General features: G+C 54.5%; 16 protein-coding genes and 1 riboswitch. Of the genes, 10 read left to right on the forward strand and 6 right to left on the reverse strand.

What is annotated here, in order from left to right:
- Positions 1-22: 22 nt before the first annotated feature.
- A complete protein-coding gene (locus RT644_RS04050) occupies positions 23-637 on the reverse strand; it encodes a TIGR04211 family SH3 domain-containing protein (RefSeq protein ID WP_020455302.1) in 615 nt (204 codons plus the stop codon).
- A 239-nt stretch (positions 638-876) separates the two neighbouring features.
- Between RT644_RS04050 and RT644_RS04055 the strand changes: the two genes are divergently transcribed.
- The 3 genes from RT644_RS04055 to hldE are packed head-to-tail and all read left to right on the forward strand — an operon-like array spanning position 877 to position 6,521.
- Positions 877-2,178, forward strand: a complete 1,302-nt coding sequence (locus RT644_RS04055) for an inorganic triphosphatase (RefSeq protein WP_020455301.1) — start codon at positions 877-879, stop codon at positions 2,176-2,178.
- Between the two features lie 16 nt (positions 2,179-2,194).
- Positions 2,195-5,044, forward strand: coding sequence for a bifunctional [glutamate--ammonia ligase]-adenylyl-L-tyrosine phosphorylase/[glutamate--ammonia-ligase] adenylyltransferase (glnE, locus tag RT644_RS04060; protein WP_020455300.1), 2,850 nt, complete (start codon positions 2,195-2,197; stop codon positions 5,042-5,044).
- A gap of 46 nt (positions 5,045-5,090) precedes the next feature.
- Entirely contained in the window at positions 5,091-6,521 is a 1,431-nt protein-coding gene (hldE, locus tag RT644_RS04065; protein ID WP_020455299.1) for a bifunctional D-glycero-beta-D-manno-heptose-7-phosphate kinase/D-glycero-beta-D-manno-heptose 1-phosphate adenylyltransferase HldE, read from the forward strand.
- Between the two features lie 54 nt (positions 6,522-6,575).
- On the opposite strand, the gene ubiK is transcribed toward hldE, so the two are convergent.
- The gene (gene ubiK / locus RT644_RS04070; protein WP_160268646.1) at positions 6,576-6,875 is read right to left on the reverse strand and encodes a ubiquinone biosynthesis accessory factor UbiK; all 300 of its coding nucleotides are present in this window, start codon (positions 6,873-6,875) and stop codon (positions 6,576-6,578) included.
- A 122-nt stretch (positions 6,876-6,997) separates the two neighbouring features.
- Positions 6,998-7,147: riboswitch (FMN riboswitch) on the forward strand.
- 106 nt (positions 7,148-7,253) lie between these two features.
- Here ubiK and ribB point away from each other — a divergent pair.
- Entirely contained in the window at positions 7,254-7,907 is a 654-nt protein-coding gene (gene ribB / locus RT644_RS04075; protein WP_020455297.1) for a 3,4-dihydroxy-2-butanone-4-phosphate synthase, read from the forward strand.
- 441 nt (positions 7,908-8,348) lie between these two features.
- Here the strand turns inward: ribB and zupT are convergent, their stop codons facing one another.
- Positions 8,349-9,125: a zinc transporter ZupT gene (zupT, locus tag RT644_RS04080; RefSeq protein WP_020455295.1), complete on the reverse strand. Its 777-nt coding sequence runs from the start codon at positions 9,123-9,125 to the stop codon at positions 8,349-8,351.
- A gap of 197 nt (positions 9,126-9,322) precedes the next feature.
- Here zupT and ygiD point away from each other — a divergent pair, with 197 nt between their 5' ends.
- The 4 genes from ygiD to RT644_RS04100 all read left to right on the forward strand — a co-directional run bounded on the left by ygiD (position 9,323) and on the right by RT644_RS04100 (position 13,286).
- Positions 9,323-10,111, forward strand: a complete 789-nt coding sequence (gene ygiD, locus RT644_RS04085; RefSeq protein WP_020455294.1) for a 4,5-DOPA dioxygenase extradiol — start codon at positions 9,323-9,325, stop codon at positions 10,109-10,111.
- A gap of 309 nt (positions 10,112-10,420) precedes the next feature.
- Positions 10,421-11,398: a TRAP transporter substrate-binding protein gene (locus RT644_RS04090; protein WP_020455292.1), complete on the forward strand. Its 978-nt coding sequence runs from the start codon at positions 10,421-10,423 to the stop codon at positions 11,396-11,398.
- Between the two features lie 62 nt (positions 11,399-11,460).
- Positions 11,461-11,970 (forward strand): TRAP transporter small permease, encoded by a 510-nt coding sequence (locus tag RT644_RS04095; RefSeq protein WP_020455291.1) that lies wholly within the window; start codon positions 11,461-11,463, stop codon positions 11,968-11,970.
- Positions 11,971-11,999: 29 nt separating this feature from the next.
- On the forward strand, positions 12,000-13,286 hold the full coding sequence (locus RT644_RS04100) for a TRAP transporter large permease (RefSeq protein WP_097406053.1): 1,287 nt from the start codon (positions 12,000-12,002) through the stop codon (positions 13,284-13,286).
- Between the two features lie 38 nt (positions 13,287-13,324).
- Here the strand turns inward: RT644_RS04100 and RT644_RS04105 are convergent, their stop codons facing one another.
- The 3 genes from RT644_RS04105 to tolC all read right to left on the reverse strand — a co-directional run bounded on the left by RT644_RS04105 (position 13,325) and on the right by tolC (position 16,732).
- Complete coding sequence (locus tag RT644_RS04105) at positions 13,325-14,485, reverse strand: glutathionylspermidine synthase family protein (RefSeq protein WP_313625853.1); 1,161 nt, start codon at positions 14,483-14,485, stop codon at positions 13,325-13,327.
- A gap of 5 nt (positions 14,486-14,490) precedes the next feature.
- Positions 14,491-15,159 (reverse strand): DUF1190 family protein, encoded by a 669-nt coding sequence (locus tag RT644_RS04110; RefSeq protein WP_313625855.1) that lies wholly within the window; start codon positions 15,157-15,159, stop codon positions 14,491-14,493.
- A 142-nt stretch (positions 15,160-15,301) separates the two neighbouring features.
- Positions 15,302-16,732, reverse strand: a complete 1,431-nt coding sequence (gene tolC, locus RT644_RS04115; RefSeq protein ID WP_020455287.1) for an outer membrane channel protein TolC — start codon at positions 16,730-16,732, stop codon at positions 15,302-15,304.
- A 206-nt stretch (positions 16,733-16,938) separates the two neighbouring features.
- Between tolC and nudF the strand changes: the two genes are divergently transcribed.
- Positions 16,939-17,571 carry an ADP-ribose diphosphatase gene (gene nudF, locus RT644_RS04120; RefSeq protein WP_020455286.1) on the forward strand — a complete coding sequence of 211 codons (633 nt, stop codon included), beginning with the start codon at positions 16,939-16,941 and terminating at the stop codon, positions 17,569-17,571.
- Complete coding sequence (locus RT644_RS04125; protein ID WP_020455285.1) at positions 17,568-17,990, forward strand: DUF1249 family protein; 423 nt, start codon at positions 17,568-17,570, stop codon at positions 17,988-17,990. The genes nudF and RT644_RS04125 overlap by 4 nt, the downstream gene beginning before the upstream one ends.
- The last annotated feature ends 1 nt before the right edge of the window (position 17,991 follow it).

Consider the following 17,991-nt stretch of genomic DNA (forward strand, 5'->3'; position numbering starts at 1 on the left):
GTAGAGAAGATGGCGAATCTGCTTAGTTCATCCAGCGATCTTTGCGTTTACGGGTGGGGATCATATGCGGTAACAACAGGCCGAGGATCAGGCCCGCGCCCAGCACGCCGCCGCCATACATAAACCACTGCATAATGATGGTGCGCTGTTTGTCATCGAGTTGCAGGTTCGCGGCATTCACCTTCTTCTGCGCCACGATTAACTCATTTTTGAGCTTTTGATTTTCATCTTTCAGACCGCTAATCACGCCATCGCTCTGGGCGACTTTCTGCTGCATCTCAGCGGTTTTCTGGTTCCAGGTATTATCGATATTGCTCAGTTTATCGGTCAGCGTTTTCACCTGGTTTTCCAGCTCTGGCACGCGGGTGCGCAGACTTGGCTGGCTGTTCAGCTCTTTCAGTGGTATCCACGCGGTACGCCCGGTGCTATCGCGCACCTGGCCGTAATCACTGTTTTCTTGCAACAGCGTGACTTCCTCGCCGGCATTTACCGTGCCGACAAGGCGATAATTATCGCCCGGGCCGCTACGTACCCAGGTATTCAGTTCATCGGAAACATAACGTTTTTCTTCGGCGTGGGTACCAACAGACACGCTAAGTGCAAAAAGGGTTAATCCAATCAGGCGTAATTTTGGCATCAGGCAGTCATTATTTTCATTAAACGTGAGTGATAAACAGTGGCAACAGTCTGACGACACCCGGCTGCTGGCATCAATCGGAATCTTCCAGGTCAAACTGCGCACTTACGCGAACTTTTGCACCCGTCAGATTGCGCATTGCATGGCAATTTGACGCAAAATACTATCTACTGACAAACATCGGGCGCGTTAGTTCGCCGAAATTTTCACTGATGTGACATAACCATAAGTGCAAGGCCATGGCTCAGGAAATCGAATTAAAGTTTATCGTGAAGAGCGATAGCGTGGAAACGCTTCGTCAACATCTGCACACGCTGACCGAAGAACATATCGCGTCCAGCCAGTTACTCAACATCTATTACGAGACGCCGGATAACTGGCTGCGCGGCCACGATATGGGGCTGCGCATCCGCGGTTTTGACGGTCAGTACGAGATGACGATGAAAATCGCCGGGCGGGTAATTGGCGGTTTGCATCAGCGGCCTGAATACAATATTCCGCTTACCCAGCCGGAACTCGATCTGGCGCGCTTCCCGGCGGAAGTATGGCCTGATGGCGTACTTCCGCAAGATTTACAGGCGCGAGTGCAGCCGCTGTTTAGCACCGATTTCTACCGTGAAAAATGGCTGGTTAACGTTGGCGAGAGCCGCATTGAGATTGGCCTTGATTTAGGCGAAGTCAAAGCGGGTGAATTTGTTGAGCCGATTTGCGAACTGGAGCTGGAACTGCTGAGCGGTTCTCCGGCGGATATCCTCAAGCTGGCGCGCCAGCTGGTGAATGTCTCCGGGCTGCGTCAGGGTAGCCTGAGCAAAGCGGCGCGCGGTTACCACCTGGCGCAGGGCAATGCCGTGCGTGAACGCCGCCCAACGGCGATTCTGCAAACCCCTGCCAAGGCCAGCGTTGAGCAGGCTTTTGCCGCCGCGCTGGAACTGGCGTTGTCGCAATGGCAATACCATGAAGAGCTGTGGGTGCGTGGAAATGAGAAAGCGAAAGCCGATGTTCTGAGCGCCATTGCCTTGCTGCGCCACACGCTGGCGCTGTTTGGCGGTATTGTCCCACGCAAAGCGAGCGCTCACTTACGTGATCTGCTGACCCAGTCTGAAGCGACCATTACGTCTGCCGTTTCAGCGAATACGGCGGTGTGGAGCGCGCAGTCAGCCCTGGCGAAACTGGTGCTCACCGAGTGGTTAGTGACGCAGGGCTGGCGAACCTTCCTTGATGAAAAAGCGCAGGCCAAATTCGCCGACTCCTTTAAACGCTTTGCCGATGTCCATCTGTCACGCTGCGCCGCCGAGCTGAAAAAAGCCTTTGCCCAGCCGCTGGGCGACAGCTATCGCGACCAGTTGCCGCGCCTGGCGCGTGATATCGACAGCGTGTTACTGATGGCCGGGCATTACGATCGCGCACGCGCCGTGGAGTGGCTGGAAAACTGGCAGGGGCTTCAGCACGCCATTGAAACGCGCCAGAGAGTCGAAATCGAACATTTCCGTAATACCGCGATTACCCAGGAGCCGTTCTGGTTGCACAGCGGAAAACGTTAACGAAAGGATATTTCGCATGCCGCACCACGCAGGATTGTCGCAACACTGGCAAACGGTTTTTTCTCGTCTGCCGGAAGCGCTCACCGCGCAGCCACTGAGCGCGCAGGCGCAGTCAGTGCTCACTTTTAGTGATTTTGTTCAGGACAGCATCATCGCGCATCCTGAGTGGCTGGCAGAGCTTGAAAGCGCGCCACCGCCGGCGAACGAGTGGCAACACTATGCGCAATGGCTGCAGGCGGCGCTGGAGGGTATCACCGATGAAGCCTCGCTGATGCGCGCGCTGCGGTTGTTTCGCCGTCGCATCATGGTGCGCATCGCCTGGAGCCAGGCGCTCCAGTTGGTGGCGGAAGAGGATATCCTGCAACAGCTCAGCGTGCTGGCGGAAACCCTGATTGTTGCCGCGCGCGACTGGCTCTATGACGCCTGCTGCCGTGAGTGGGGAACGCCGTGCAATCCGCAAGGCGTGCCGCAGCCGATGCTGGTGCTCGGTATGGGCAAACTGGGCGGCGGCGAACTCAATTTCTCATCTGATATCGATTTGATTTTTGCCTGGCCGGAAAATGGCGCAACGCGCGGCGGACGCCGTGAACTGGATAATGCGCAGTTTTTTACCCGCCTTGGTCAACGGCTGATTAAAGTCCTCGACCAGCCAACGCAGGATGGCTTTGTCTACCGCGTCGATATGCGCTTGCGCCCGTTTGGCGACAGCGGCCCGCTGGTGCTGAGCTTTGCCGCGCTGGAAGATTACTACCAGGAGCAGGGGCGCGACTGGGAGCGCTACGCGATGGTGAAAGCGCGCATTATGGGCGACAACGACGGCGACCATGCGCGGGAGTTGCGCGCCATGCTGCGCCCGTTTGTTTTCCGCCGCTATATCGACTTCAGCGTGATCCAGTCCCTGCGCAACATGAAAGGCATGATTGCCCGCGAAGTGCGTCGCCGTGGCCTGAAAGACAACATAAAACTTGGCGCGGGCGGGATCCGCGAAATTGAATTTATCGTCCAGGTTTTCCAGCTGATTCGCGGCGGTCGCGAGCCTGCGCTGCAATCGCGTTCGCTGTTGCCGACGCTTGCGGCCATTGATCAACTGCATCTGCTGCCGGATGGCGACGCAACCCGACTGCGCGAGGCGTATTTGTGGCTGCGACGGCTGGAAAACCTGCTGCAGAGCATCAATGACGAACAGACACAGACGCTGCCGGGCGATGAACTGAATCGCGCGCGCCTCGCCTGGGGAATGGGTAAAGAGAGCTGGGAAGCGCTGAACGAAACGCTGGAAGCGCATATGTCGGCGGTGCGCCGGATCTTTAACGAACTGATTGGCGATGATGAAACGGATTCGCCGGAAGATGCCCTCTCTGAGAGCTGGCGCGAACTGTGGCAGGATGCGTTGCAGGAAGAGGACTCTACGCCTGTGCTGGCGCATCTCGCAGAGGACGATCGCCGCCGCGTAGTGGCGCTGATTGCCGATTTTCGCAAAGAGATGGATAAACGCACTATCGGCCCGCGCGGGCGGCAGGTGCTCGATCACTTAATGCCGCATCTGCTCAGCGATGTATGCTCGCGTGACGATGCGCCAGTGCCGCTGTCGCGCCTGACCCCGCTGCTTACCGGGATTATTACCCGCACCACATACCTTGAGCTGCTGAGTGAATTCCCTGGCGCACTGAAACACCTCATTTCCCTGTGCGCCGCGTCGCCGATGGTTGCCAGCCAACTGGCGCGCTACCCGATCCTGCTCGATGAACTGCTCGACCCGAACACGCTCTATCAACCGACGGCGATGAACGCCTATCGCGATGAGCTGCGCCAATACCTGCTGCGCGTGCCGGAAGAGGATGAAGAGCAACAGCTTGAGGCGCTGCGGCAGTTTAAGCAGGCGCAGTTGCTGCGCGTGGCGGCGGCGGATATCGCCGGTACGTTACCAGTAATGAAAGTGAGCGATCACTTAACCTGGCTTGCGGAAGCGATTATTGATGCGGTGGTGCAGCAAGCCTGGGGGCAGATGGTGGCGCGTTACGGCCAGCCGACGCATCTGCACGATCGCGAAGGGCGCGGTTTCGCGGTGGTCGGTTATGGCAAACTGGGCGGTTGGGAGCTGGGTTACAGTTCCGATCTGGATCTGGTGTTCCTGCACGACTGCCCGATGGATGTGATGACTGATGGCGAGCGTGAAATAGATGGCCGCCAGTTCTATCTGCGACTTGCGCAGCGCGTGATGCACTTGTTCAGCACGCGCACATCGTCCGGCATTCTTTATGAAGTCGACGCGCGTTTGCGCCCATCTGGTGCTGCGGGAATGCTGGTGACCACTGCGGAATCGTTCGCTGATTATCAGAAAAACGAAGCATGGACGTGGGAACATCAAGCGCTGGCCCGCGCGCGCGTGGTGTATGGCGATCCGCAACTGACCGCCGAGTTTGATGCCATTCGCCGCGATATCCTGATGACGCCGCGCGACGCCACTACGCTGCAAACTGAAGTGCGCGAAATGCGCGAAAAAATGCGTGCCCATCTTGGCAACAAGCACAAAGACCGCTTCGATCTGAAAGCCGATGAAGGCGGTATCACCGACATTGAGTTTATCGCCCAATATCTGGTACTGCGTTTTGCCCATGACAAGCCGAAACTGACGCGCTGGTCGGATAACGTGCGCATCCTTGAAGGGCTGGCGCAAAACGGCATCATGGATGAGCAGGAAGCGCAGGCATTGACGCTGGCGTACACCACATTGCGTGATGAGCTGCACCACCTGGCGCTGCAAGAGTTGCCGGGACATGTGGCGCGCTCCTGTTTTGTCGCTGAGCGTGCGCTTATCAAAACCAGCTGGAACAAGTGGCTGGTGGAACCGTGCGCCCCGGCGTAAGTGTGATATCATCGCGCGCAAATTTTGTATCTCTCAGGAGACAGGAATGAAAGTGACGCTGCCAGAGTTTAAGCAAGCCGGTGTAATGGTGGTGGGTGATGTGATGCTGGATCGTTACTGGTACGGTCCAACCAGCCGTATCTCTCCGGAAGCGCCAGTCCCGGTTGTGAAAGTCGATACCATTGAAGAGCGACCGGGCGGTGCGGCAAACGTGGCGATGAACATTGCCTCGCTGGGCGCAACGGCGCGTCTGGTTGGTCTGACTGGCATTGATGATGCGGCGCGCGCGCTGAGCAAAGCGCTGGCGGATGTTAACGTTAAATGTGACTTCGTTTCTGTTCCGACGCATCCAACCATCACTAAGTTGCGCGTGCTGTCGCGCAACCAGCAGCTGATTCGCCTGGATTTTGAAGAGGGTTTTGAAGGGGTTGATCCGCAACCGCTGCATGAACGCATCAGCCAGGCGCTTGGCAACATTGGCGCGCTGGTGCTGTCCGATTACGCCAAAGGGGCGCTGGCAAGTGTTCAGCAGATGATCGCGCTGGCCCGCAAAGCCGGTGTGCCGGTGCTTATCGATCCGAAAGGCACGGATTTTGAACGCTATCGCGGTGCCACGCTGCTGACTCCGAACCTGTCCGAGTTTGAAGCGGTGGCCGGGAAGTGCAAAAGCGAAGATGAGATCGTGGAACGCGGCATGAAATTGATTGCCGATTATGAGCTCTCTGCGCTGCTGGTTACCCGTTCCGAGCAGGGGATGACGCTGTTGCAGCCGGGCAAAGCGCCGCTGCATATGCCGACCCAGGCGCAGGAAGTGTATGACGTCACCGGTGCGGGCGATACGGTGATTGGCGTGCTGGCGGCGACGCTGGCGGCCGGGAATTCGCTGGAAGAGGCGTGCTACTTCGCCAACGCGGCCGCAGGCGTGGTGGTCGGTAAACTCGGTACCTCAACCGTGTCGCCAATCGAGCTTGAAAATGCCGTGCGTGGCCGTGCGGAAACCGGCTTCGGTGTGATGACGGAAGACGAACTGAAAGTCGCTGTCGCGGCGGCGCGTAAGCGCGGCGAGAAAGTGGTGATGACCAACGGCGTGTTCGACATTCTGCATGCCGGGCATGTCTCTTATCTGGCGAATGCGCGCAAACTGGGCGATCGCCTGATTGTTGCGGTTAACAGTGATGCGTCCACCAAACGCCTGAAAGGGGAAACCCGTCCGGTGAACCCGCTGGAGCAGCGCATGATTGTGCTGAGCGCGCTGGAGGCGGTGGACTGGGTGGTGTCGTTTGAAGAGGATACGCCGCAGCGCCTGATTGCCGGGATCCTGCCGGATCTGCTGGTGAAAGGTGGTGATTACAAACCCGAACAGATCGCGGGCAGCGAAGAGGTGTGGGCGAACGGCGGGGAAGTGCTGGTGCTCAACTTTGAAGACGGCTGCTCAACCACCAACATCATCAAAAAGATCCAGAAAGACAGCCAATAACGGCGCTGCTGGTGAACGGTGAAAAGAAAAAGCCCTCTTTATGAGGGCTTTTTACTATTGTTCATCAACCGGTGGAATGGCGGGGGCCGGTTTCACTTCGGCGACGTTGCCACTGCTGCGGCTTTCCAGCTCGCTGAGGCGCTGTTCCAGCAACGCCAGTTTTTCGCGGGTGCGCAGCAGAACCTGCGTCTGCACGTCAAACTCTTCGCGGCTCACCAGATCGAGGCGGGTTAACTGCGATTGCAGCGTCTGACGGATTTTCTTTTCAACGTCTTCCCCAAACTCACGGATCCCTTTCGGCATGGATTCGTGAACCTGTCGCGCAATCTGTTCAATTTTCTTCGGATCAATCATGTTGGGGTCCCTGTTCGGATAGGCTCATAGGGTTATTGTAGTGTGATAACCCCAGGTGATAAACCAGAATTGTTTGAAGCTTATGCATTGCCGAAGATTATCAATGGCGTTATAGTTATCGCGCTTATTCTCAGGGCGGGGCGAAATTCCCCACCGGCGGTAAATCAGCGCATGCTGAAAGCCCGCGAGCGCTTCAGGTTAACGCCTGAAGGTCAGCAGATCCGGTGTAATTCCGGGGCCGACGGTTAAAGTCCGGATGGGAGAGAGTAACGAATCTGTCGGGCAATGACGCCCGCTCGCGTTATTTTTTTGCCGCATTGCGACACTCCTAAGACTGCCCTGATTCTGGTAACCATAACTTTATTGAGGTCTTTTACCATGAATCAGACGCTGCTTTCTTCTTTTGGCACGCCTTTCCAACGTATTGAACACGCGCTTGCCGCGCTGCGCGAAGGCCGCGGTGTGATGGTGCTCGATGACGAGAACCGCGAAAACGAAGGCGACATGATTTTCGCCGCCGAAACCATGACCGTTGAGCAGATGGCACTGACCATTCGCCACGGTAGCGGCATTGTTTGCCTGTGCCTGACCGACGAACGCCGTAAACAACTCGATCTGCCAATGATGGTAGAGAACAACACCAGCGCATTTGGCACCGGTTTTACTGTGACCATTGAAGCGGCGCATGGCGTAACCACCGGCGTTTCGGCGGCTGACCGTATTACTACTGTTCGTGCGGCGATTGCCGATGGCGCAAAACCGTCCGATCTGAACCGTCCAGGCCACGTGTTCCCGCTGCGTGCGCAGCCGGGTGGCGTGCTGACCCGTGGTGGTCACACAGAAGCGACTATCGATTTAGTGACGCTGGCAGGCTTCAAACCGGCGGGTGTGCTGTGTGAATTAACCAATGATGATGGTTCAATGGCGCGCGCCCCGGAATGCATCGCGTTTGCGAAACAGCACAATATGGCGGTAGTGACGATTGAAGACCTGGTGGCTTATCGCCAGGAACATGAGCGCAAAGCCAGCTAACAGTTAACCTTCTCCGTAAAAATCCGCAGCTTTTAGCTGCGGATTTTTTTTGCCTGTCCTGCATCAAAGTTTGGCGCGCTTCTGGTCATCACGCATTGAAAATGAATTGTTCTACTTATAAAGTGGTAAGCGTTGCGGCGAGTATTACAAGGGATTTGAGATTTTTCTAACTCGTTCCATTTAAGTGGCTTTGTAATTAATTTGTGAAGCAATTTTTGCCGAATATATGACGGAGGCAATGTGTTCATTTCCTGGTATTGGATTGTGGCTGTTGTTGTGATTGTCTTTGGTTATATCCACGTGCTTAAACGTAATTGCAAAGCCTGCCGTCATGATCGGGAAGCGATATATAAAGGTTATTTACGCGTGGTGGAGGAGTTGAAAAAACACCGGCGCGTTGGGCAGGGCGATTAATACACCGCTGCCCGTCATCACTCTGACTTACCCGCCAAACCCCATCGCCTGTAACGCCACCAGGCTTAATCCCATCACCGACATGCCGCACAGCACGCCATAGCTTGGGTTGTTATTGGGATCGATCTCTTTTGCCAGCGGCATCAGCTCATCGACCGACAGCGCTACCATGATCCCGGCGACTGCAGCCATAATCGCCGCCATCACTACCGGTGATACCAGGCTTCCCAGAATCAGCCACGCCAGCACCCCACCAAGGATTTCCGCCATACCTGAAATACCCGCCCAGAAAACCGCACTGCGTTTTGACCCGGTCGCCGCATAGACCGGCCCTGCAACCGCCAGTCCTTCAGGAATATTGTGTAATGCGACCGCAAAAGCGATGCCAAAGCCGAGTTCCAGGTCGTTACTGGCGGTAACGTAAGTGGCGATCCCTTCGGGAAAATTATGCAGGCTGATACCGAGCGTCAGCAAAATGGCGGTACGGCGAATGCCGCGCGGAAAAGTTTGCTGTGTGCCCTGCATTAAATCTTGCGGATGCGCGTGCGGCAGCAGGCGATCCAGTGCGAAATAGCCCAGCAACCCGACCACAAACATGCCGTAGCCGAGCATGGGCGACATATTTTCCGTTGCCAGCGCGGCGGGCAGCATCTCCATCAGTGAGATAAGCAGCATGATCCCGGCGGCAAAACCGAGCGAAAACGCCAGTACGCGGTTTGAGGGCTTCTGGCCGATAACACCAAGAAGCGCGCCAATAAACGTCGCCGCGCCTGCCAGGATGGTCAGAATCAAAGGTACTGACATAAGTTACTCCTTTATGATAATCATTCTCATTAATCTAAGATTTTGTTGCAAAAAAAGCGAGACGGAGTGGCGACCTTTACGCATTCCTTACATTCAAAATTACTGATGATCTTCATCATGGTTATCTGAGTTCTTCACCCGCCGAAAAAGCGTAATCTACGTTTATCAAAATAGACACACTCAGTAAGGATATCACCATGTCAGCACCTCGCATGCCTGCACTGTTTTTGGGCCACGGCAGCCCAATGAATGTGCTGGAAGATAACGTTTATACCCGCGCCTGGAGCGCTCTGGGCGAGACGCTGCCACGCCCGAAAGCGATTGTGGTGGTATCCGCGCACTGGTTTACTCGCGGAACCGGCGTGACCGCTATGGAAGCGCCGAAAACTATCCATGATTTCGGCGGTTTCCCGCAGGCGTTATACGATACGCATTACCCTGCTCCGGGCTCGCCGGAACTGGCGCAACGCCTGGTGGAATTACTCTCGCCAGTGCCGGTAACGCTGGATAAAGAAGCCTGGGGTTTTGACCACGGTTCATGGGGCGTGTTGATTAAAATGTACCCGAACGCGGATATTCCGATGGTGCAGCTCAGTATCGACAGTACCAAACCAGCGGCATGGCACTTCGAAATGGGGCGCAAACTGGCGGCGCTTCGCGATGAAGGTATTATGCTGGTGGCCAGCGGTAATGTGGTACATAACCTGCGTACTGCGCGCTGGCATGGCGAAAATACGCCGTATCCATGGGCCATTGCGTTCAATGATTATGTGAAAGAGAACCTGACCTGGCAGGGGCCAGCCGAGCAGCATCCGTTGGTCAATTATCTTGACCATGAAGGTGGTTCGCTCTCTAACCCGACGCCGGATCACTTCCTGCCGTTGCTGTATGTGCTTGGCGCATGGGATGGCAGGGAACCTGTGTCGATACCGGTCGATGGTCTCGAGATGGGATCGCTCAGTATGCTCTCGGTGCAGGTTGGCTAAATGAATGGCGCGTTATGCGCCATTTTTTTGCCTGAAAATGGAAAACTTCGAGGAGGATCGCAAAAAAAAGCACCTGAAATACGGTTTTTTTGAAAATAAAAAGAGCTTCGCTACAAAAATGAAACGCCGTGCTGAATTTCGGCTCTTTTTGTGAACATCATCGTCGCAATAACCCACCTGAGTGACTACGCTTCAGAATGTCTGTTTTTCAGACATACCCATAAAAACAATCCGGTGTAAAGCCACGAACATTCTGTTCGCGGTCGGTCTTTTGCGCCTAAAAAATAAACCCTCTGGAGACACGGAAATATGAACTCAGCGAAAACCTTACTGAAAGTCTGTATTAGTTCCGCTCTGCTGTTTATCTCCCACGCCTCTGTCGCCCAAACCTTTCGCGCTGCCGATGTTCACCCCGCCGACTACCCGAATGTGGTGGCGGTAAAACATATGGGGGAAAAGCTCAGTAAGGCGACAGACGGTCGGCTGGATATTAAGACCTTTCCAGGCGGCGTATTAGGCGATGAGAAGCAAGTCATTGAACAGGCACAAATTGGCGCCATTGATATTATTCGTGTCTCTATGACGCCAGTGGCGGCGATATTACCGGAGATAAATGTCTTTACGCTGCCCTATATTTTCCGCGATGAAGACCATATGCACAAAGTGCTGGATGGCATGATTGGCCAGGAAATTGGTAACCGCCTGTCGGAAAGCAGCAAATCACGGCTGATCTTCCTGGGCTGGATGGACGCCGGGACGCGTAACCTGATCACCAAAGCGCCAGTCACTAAGCCGGAAGATCTTAAGGGTATGAAGATCCGCGTGCAGGGCAGCCCAATTGCGCTCGATACCCTGAAAGCGATGGGCGCTAACTCGGTGGCGATGGGGGTCAGCGAAGTGTTCAGCGGAATGCAAACCGGTGTGATCGATGGCACGGAAAATAACCCGCCCACTTTCGTTGCGCATAACTATTTACCGGTCGTCAAAAATTACACCTGGAGTAAGCATTTTATTATTCCCGAGCTGTTTTTGTTCTCAAAAGCCAAATGGGACAAGCTGAAAAAAGAGGATCAGGAATTAATTCTGAAACTGGCGAAAGAGGCCCAAGCTGAGCAGCGAGAATTATGGAAAACCTATAACGAAAAATCACTGGAAGCGATGAAAACGGGCGGCGTGCAATTCCATGACATCGATACCAAAGCGTTTTTTGAAGCGACACAACCGGTTCGTGATAAATACGGCAAAGAGCATCAGGAGCTGATTACCCGTATTCAACAAGTGCAATAACTTTTGCCGGGCAGGCGCGTTTTGTGTTCTGCCCACTTGCAACTTTCACCGGGAAAACTGCTATGGCTGAACGCTATTCGTTGTTGATGGATATTCTGTACCGGATATCGATGTGGATTGCAGGTCTGGCGCTGTTAATTATGGTGGCGATTATTCCGGTGGGCATTTTTGCCCGCTACGTCATGAACAGCGCGTTATCGTGGCCGGAGCCGGTCGCCATTATTTGCATGGTGACCTTTACCTTTATTGGCGCCGCCGTGAGTTACCGCGCGGGTTCGCATATTGCAGTCAGTATGGTTACCGATCGTTTAAGCGAACCGCTGCGCAAAATCTGCTTTGTGATTGCGGAGTTGATGCTGCTGGCGATCAGCATTTTTATTCTCTGGTACAGCACTGCGTTATGCGCGGAATTATGGGAACAACCGGTCGCCGAATTCCCGCTCTTTACCGCAGGAGAAAGCTATTTGCCGCTGCCTGTCGGTTCTGCCATTACCATCTTGTTTATTATCGAAAAAATGCTTTTTGGCGCGCAATATCACCGCCCGGTGGTGATGCTGGGTTCGTCGAGCTAATCCCCGATCACATCCCGTAAGGAACGTTTATGGATGCATTTATTCTGCTCTTTACGCTGGCTATTATGCTGGCGGTGGGTGTACCGGTGGCTTACGCCGTGGGCATTAGCGCAGTGCTGGGCGCGTGGTATATCGATATTCCACTGGAAGCGGTGATGATCCAGCTGACGAACGGCGTGAATAAGTTCTCGCTGCTGGCGATCCCGTTTTTTATTCTCGCGGGCGCGATCATGGCCGAAGGGGGGATCGCCCGGCGGTTGGTGAATTTCGCCTATATCTTTGTCGGCTTTATTCGCGGCGGACTGTCGTTAGTAAATATTGTCGCTTCCACATTTTTCGGCGCAATTTCCGGATCGTCCGTGGCAGATACCGCCTCGATCGGTTCGGTGATGATCCCGGAAATGGACAAAAAAGGGTATCCGCGTGATTTTGCCGCCGCGGTCACCGCCAGCGGCTCGGTGCAGGCGATCTTAACGCCGCCGAGCCATAACTCGGTGATCTACTCGCTGGCGACGGGCGGTACGGTTTCTATTGCGGCGCTGTTTATCGCCGGGATCCTGCCGGGGCTGTTGCTCAGTTTTACACTGATGGTGATGTGCGTGGCATTCGCCCATAAACGCGGCTATCCAAAAGGGGAGCGCGTGCCGTTTCGCCAGGCGTTGAAGATCTTCGTGGATACGCTGTGGGGGCTGATGACCGTGGTGATCATCATGGGCGGCATCCTGTCCGGGATTTTCACTGCGACAGAGTCAGCGGCGATCGCCTGCCTGTGGGCCTTTTTCGTCACCATGTTTATTTACCGCGATTACAAATGGTCGGAACTGCCTAAACTGATGTACCGCACCGTTAAAACGGTGACGATCGTGATGATCCTGATTGGCTTTGCGGCCGCGTTCGGGGCGGTAATGACCTATATGCAATTGCCCGCTCGCATTACGGAAGCCTTTACCCAAATTTCGGATAACAAATACGTTATTTTGATGTGCATTAACATCATGCTGCTGTTGCTCGGCACGCTGATGGATATGGCACCGCTGATTTTGATCCTGACGCCGGTGCTGCTGCCGGTGACCAATGCACTGGGCATCGATCCGGTACATTTTGGCATGATCATGCTGGTGAACCTGGGAATTGGATTGATCACCCCGCCTGTCGGTTCGGTGCTGTTTGTCGCCAGTGCGGTCAGCAAGCAGAAGATCGAACAGGTGGTAAAAGCGATGCTGCCGTTCTATCTGATCCTGTTCCTTGTATTGCTATTGGTGACCTATATTCCGGCGATATCGCTGTTCCTGCCGAAGCTGTTTGGCGTGTTGTAAGGCAATAAAAAACCCGGCCTGCGTTGCCGGGTTTTCTCTTATTCCACAAAGATATGCGGATAGAAGCGGGAGAGATCCTGCGTTATCAATGCGCGATCTTCGCGAATGCCGATCCCGGCGGGTTGATCGTTGATAAGCCAGCTGCCAATCAGCGTATAGCTGTCGCCGAATTTGGGTAGCGGGCAGAACTGTTGCACGATCATGCCTTCTTCGCCATACGGTCCTTCAACGGCTTCGACCGTTTTGCCATTTTCAATGATCGATACATTGGCGCCTTCGCGGGAAAAAATAGGTTTAACAACGTATTTTTCTATCTCCGGGTGCGCGTCTTCGGCAAAATAAGCCGGCAGCAAGTTCGGGTGATCCGGGAACATTTCCCACAACATCGGCAACAGGGCCTTGTTGGAAATAATGCTTTTCCAGGCGGGTTCCAGCCAGCGTACGCCTGCGTCTTCCAGCTTGGTCGAGAACATTTCGCGCAGCATATATTCCCACGGATAGAGCTTAAACAGGTTACCAATCACCTGGTCTTGCAAATCCGTGAACTGACCTTTTTCCCCGAGACCAATATCTTCGATATAAAGGAATTCGGAGGCCAGCTCTGCTTCTGTCGCACAATCCTGCAAATATTGCACCGTACCGCGATCTTCGACCGTATCGCGGCAGCAGGTGAAATGCAGCAGCTGAAAACCGTGCTGCTCACGCAGTTCGGCAAAGCGCTCAATCAGCTTCTCTTGCAGGCTATTGAACTGATCGCTGCCTTGCGGCAGGTTGCCGGCGTTGAGCTGATCTTCCAGCCAGATCCACTGAAAAAACGCTGCTTCATACAGCGAAGTCGGCGTATCAGCATTGTTTTCCAGCAGCTTAGGTTCGCCCACGCCATCCCAGGCGAGATCGAGGCGCGAATACAAAGAGGGCTGATGCGTGGCCCATGACTGGCGCACAAAACTCCAGGTGTGCTTAGGAATGCGAAACTTCGCCATCAGCTCATCGCTGGCAACGACTTTCTCCACCACCTTCAGGCACATCTGGTGCAATTCTGCGGTGACCTCTTCCAGCTTTTCAACCTGTGCTAGCGTCAGCTTGTAATAGGCATCTTCACACCAGTACGGCTCGCCGTACATGGTGTGAAAGTTGAAGCCGTACTCGGTGGCTTTTTCGCGCCAGTCCGGGCGCTCGGTAATACTGATTCTTTCCATGGCGCTTAGCCGCCCATTGAACGGGTGGTTGTACCGCTGGCGCTACGCTGCATGGTGTTCTGCTTCGCCACAGACTCACCAAAACCGCCGCGCGTTACCGTGGTGGTGGTCGCCGGTTTCGGTGCCATCGCCGTTTTCGGCACGTTAATAGTACGGCCGGGCTGCGCTGCGCCGTAGCCTTTACCGGAAGCATCGGTGTACTGACCGTAAGCCGGGCTGGCCGGGTTACGCGAGCTGAACAGCGGCTGCTGCGCAAAGCCTGCGCCGCCACCCATCATACGGCCCATCATGTAACCGGCCATCAGCGGCATCCAGAAGCTGCCGCTGGACTGCGCCTGTGCCTGGTTTTCCGGCGCTACGCCAGCCTGCACCGGTGCAGCCTGGCACTGACCTTCACCGAACTCGGCAACGCAATCTTCACGCGTGGCATATTTCGGTGCGGTACGCTCGGCTTCTTTCAGCGCGTTGTTATATGCGGCGGTACATTCCGCGCTTTTCCCCGGGTTCGCCGATGAGCAATCATCCGCGTTTTGATACAGGGAAACTGTCTCGTCACTTTTTTCACAACCCGCCAGCATAAAAACGGTGGTAACCGCCAGCGCGACAGGCGTCAGATGGCGCGCGCTCCAGCTTTTGCGGAACGTCGCGTGTTGGATGTTTTTTGTCCGTTTCATTGTAATATTCCTGGACCCCAAAGGCATGAGTAAACGCTCAGGATAGAGGATGAGGGAGGGAAGTTAAAGCAAGGAGGGGAGGCCTTTACGTTGCCTTACGTAAAAACGGGGGCTGGATGCCCCCGTTGTCGAAAAGTACTGCTTAACGTTTCACGCTGGTGCGTGCGGCGGCAGGTTGCGCGTTGCCGTTGAAGTTATCAACGCTGGCTGCCTGCTGCGCATTTTCAGGCGCGACGCTTTCCGGCGAGGTATCGACCGGTTTACCCAGCGTGCTGTTCAGCGCCAGCAGATCCTGCTCGTTCAACGAACCCAGCGCAGCTTTGATGTTCAACTGGTTGATCAGGTAATTGTAACGTGCGCTGGAGAGCTGCTGCTTGGCGTTATACAGCGTGGTGGTCGCGTCCAGCACATCGACGATAGTACGCGTACCCACGGAGTAACCCGCTTCCATCGCATCCAGAGAGCTCTGGGCAGAAACCACTGCCTGTTTGTAGGCGTTGATGCTGCTGATGGAGGCATTCACGTTGTTAAAGGAGGAGCGCACGGTCTGCACCACGTTGCGGTGCGCGCTTTCCAGTTGCTCGCTTGCGCCAACAAAGTTGTACTGCGCCTGTTTGACCTGCGAACTCACCTGGCCACCCTGATACAGCGGCAGGGAGAAGCTCAGACCCACTTTATTCTGGCCAGCGTCAACATCCGGGTTTTGCGCGCTTTTGGAGCCGCTGTAAGAGGTGTTAGAAACACCTGTCGAGGCGGTTAAATTCAGCGTTGGCAAATGACCATCCTGCGCCTGGCGAATTTGCTCGCGCGCCAGATCCTGGCTCAGACGCGCCTGCAGCAGCGTCAGGTTACGGTTTTCCGCTTCCTTCAGCAGCGCATTAACGGCTTGCGGTTTATCGGTCTTGAAGTTGTCGACGTTCAGCGAGGCCAGTTGCGGGTAGTAATTACCGGTGACCTGACGCAGCGCTTCCACCATGTTGTCGAGGTTGTTGCGCGCGGTCACTTCGTTCGCCAGAACGGTATCGTACTGCGAGCGGGCGTTTTGCACGTCGGTGATAGCGACCAGGCCAACGTTAAAGCGTTGGGTCGTTTGATCCAACTGGCGGTAGATAGACTGTTTCTGTGCTTCAGTGTAGGAAAGCGTATCAATGGCGCTCAATACGTTGAAATAGGCGGTGGCCGTATTCAAAATCAACGTTTGCTGATCGGTCTGCCAGGTGACGTCCTGAATACCGGCGGTTTTTTCCTGCAGCGTCAGGGCACGCCATTTTGACATATCAAAAATGGTTTGCGTTAACTGCAGGGAAGCGCTGGTGACATTCGAATTGACACCTTTGCTGTCACGGTAGCCATTGGAATAGTCATAATCTGCACCCAAACCAAGCTGAGGCAGTAACGGGCTACGCGCTTCGTTAATCTTTTCAAAAGCAGCATCGCGGTCAGCGGCGGATTTACGCAGATCCGGGTTGCTCAAACGCGCCTGCTGATAAACCTGTAACAGGTTTTCTGCCTGGCTCATGGCGCTGAAGCCGGTCAGGCTCAGGCCGATAAGGAGGGGGAGCAATTTCTTCATTTGCATTCCTTGTTGTGAAGCAGTATTAGCGCTGGTCTAAATTAGAAAAAATAATCGCCGATTCTACCAGATAGTGGCACCGCTTCAGCTTGGCGTAACGTGCCATCGGCGTAAATATGCATCAATCTATCACATAGCACTTGAAACGATAGCTATACAGGCTTGAAATCAACTGTTTTGTCATTATTTCAAAAGAGACGCCGCCCATGAGTAAGCCAGTAACATCCGCAGTGACTTTCACAAAAAACGATGTAGAAATTATTGCACGGGAAACACTCTATAGCGGTTTTTTTTCGCTCGATCTATACCGCTTTCGCCACCGTTTATTCAATGGCGAAATGAGCGGTGAAGTCCGCCGTGAAATTTTTGAACGCGGTCATGCCGCAGTCTTGCTACCCTTTGACCCAGTGCGCGACGAAGTTGTGCTGATCGAACAGATCCGCATTGCGGCGTTTGATACCAGCGAAACCCCATGGTTACTCGAAATGGTGGCCGGCATGATTGAAGAGGGCGAAAGCGATGAAGATGTTGTGCGTCGCGAAGCCATCGAAGAGGCCGGTCTGCACGTTGGTCGTGTGAAAAGAATGTTGAGTTATTTGGCAAGCCCTGGCGGCACCAGTGAGCGTTCCGCCGTGTTGGTGGGCGAAGTGGATGCCACGCAGGCCTCGGGTATTCATGGTCTGGTGGATGAAAACGAAGATATTCGTGTTCATGTGGTGAGCCGGGAACAGGCTTACCAGTGGGTAGAAGAGGGGAAAATCGACAACGCAGCGTCTGTCATTGCCCTGCAATGGCTGCAACTGCATCATGAGAGCTTACGAAACGAGTGGAAAAAATGAAGCGTTATACACCTGACTTCCCAGAAATGATGCGCCTGTGCGAAACCAATTTCGCCCAGTTGCGCCGCTTGCTGCCGCGTAATGACGCAGCGGGCGAAACGGTGAGCTATCAGGTGACCAACGCGCAGTACCGGTTAACGATAGTCGAGTCCACCCGCTACACTACGCTTGTGGAAATTGAACAGACCGCGCCATCAATTAGTTACTGGAGCTTGCCGTCAATGACGGTGCGCCTTTATCACGATGCGATGGTGGCTGAAGTGTGTTCGAGTCAGCAGATCTTTCGTTTCAAAGCGCGTTATGATTATCCGAATAAAAAGTTGCATCAACGCGACGAAAAGCATCAAATTAACCAGTTTTTGGCCGATTGGCTGCGTTACTGTTTAGCACATGGAGCAATGGCGATTCCGGTTTGTTAGC

It is taken from the genome of Kosakonia sp. (genome assembly GCF_032104925.1).
Classification (GTDB): domain Bacteria; phylum Pseudomonadota; class Gammaproteobacteria; order Enterobacterales; family Enterobacteriaceae; genus Kosakonia.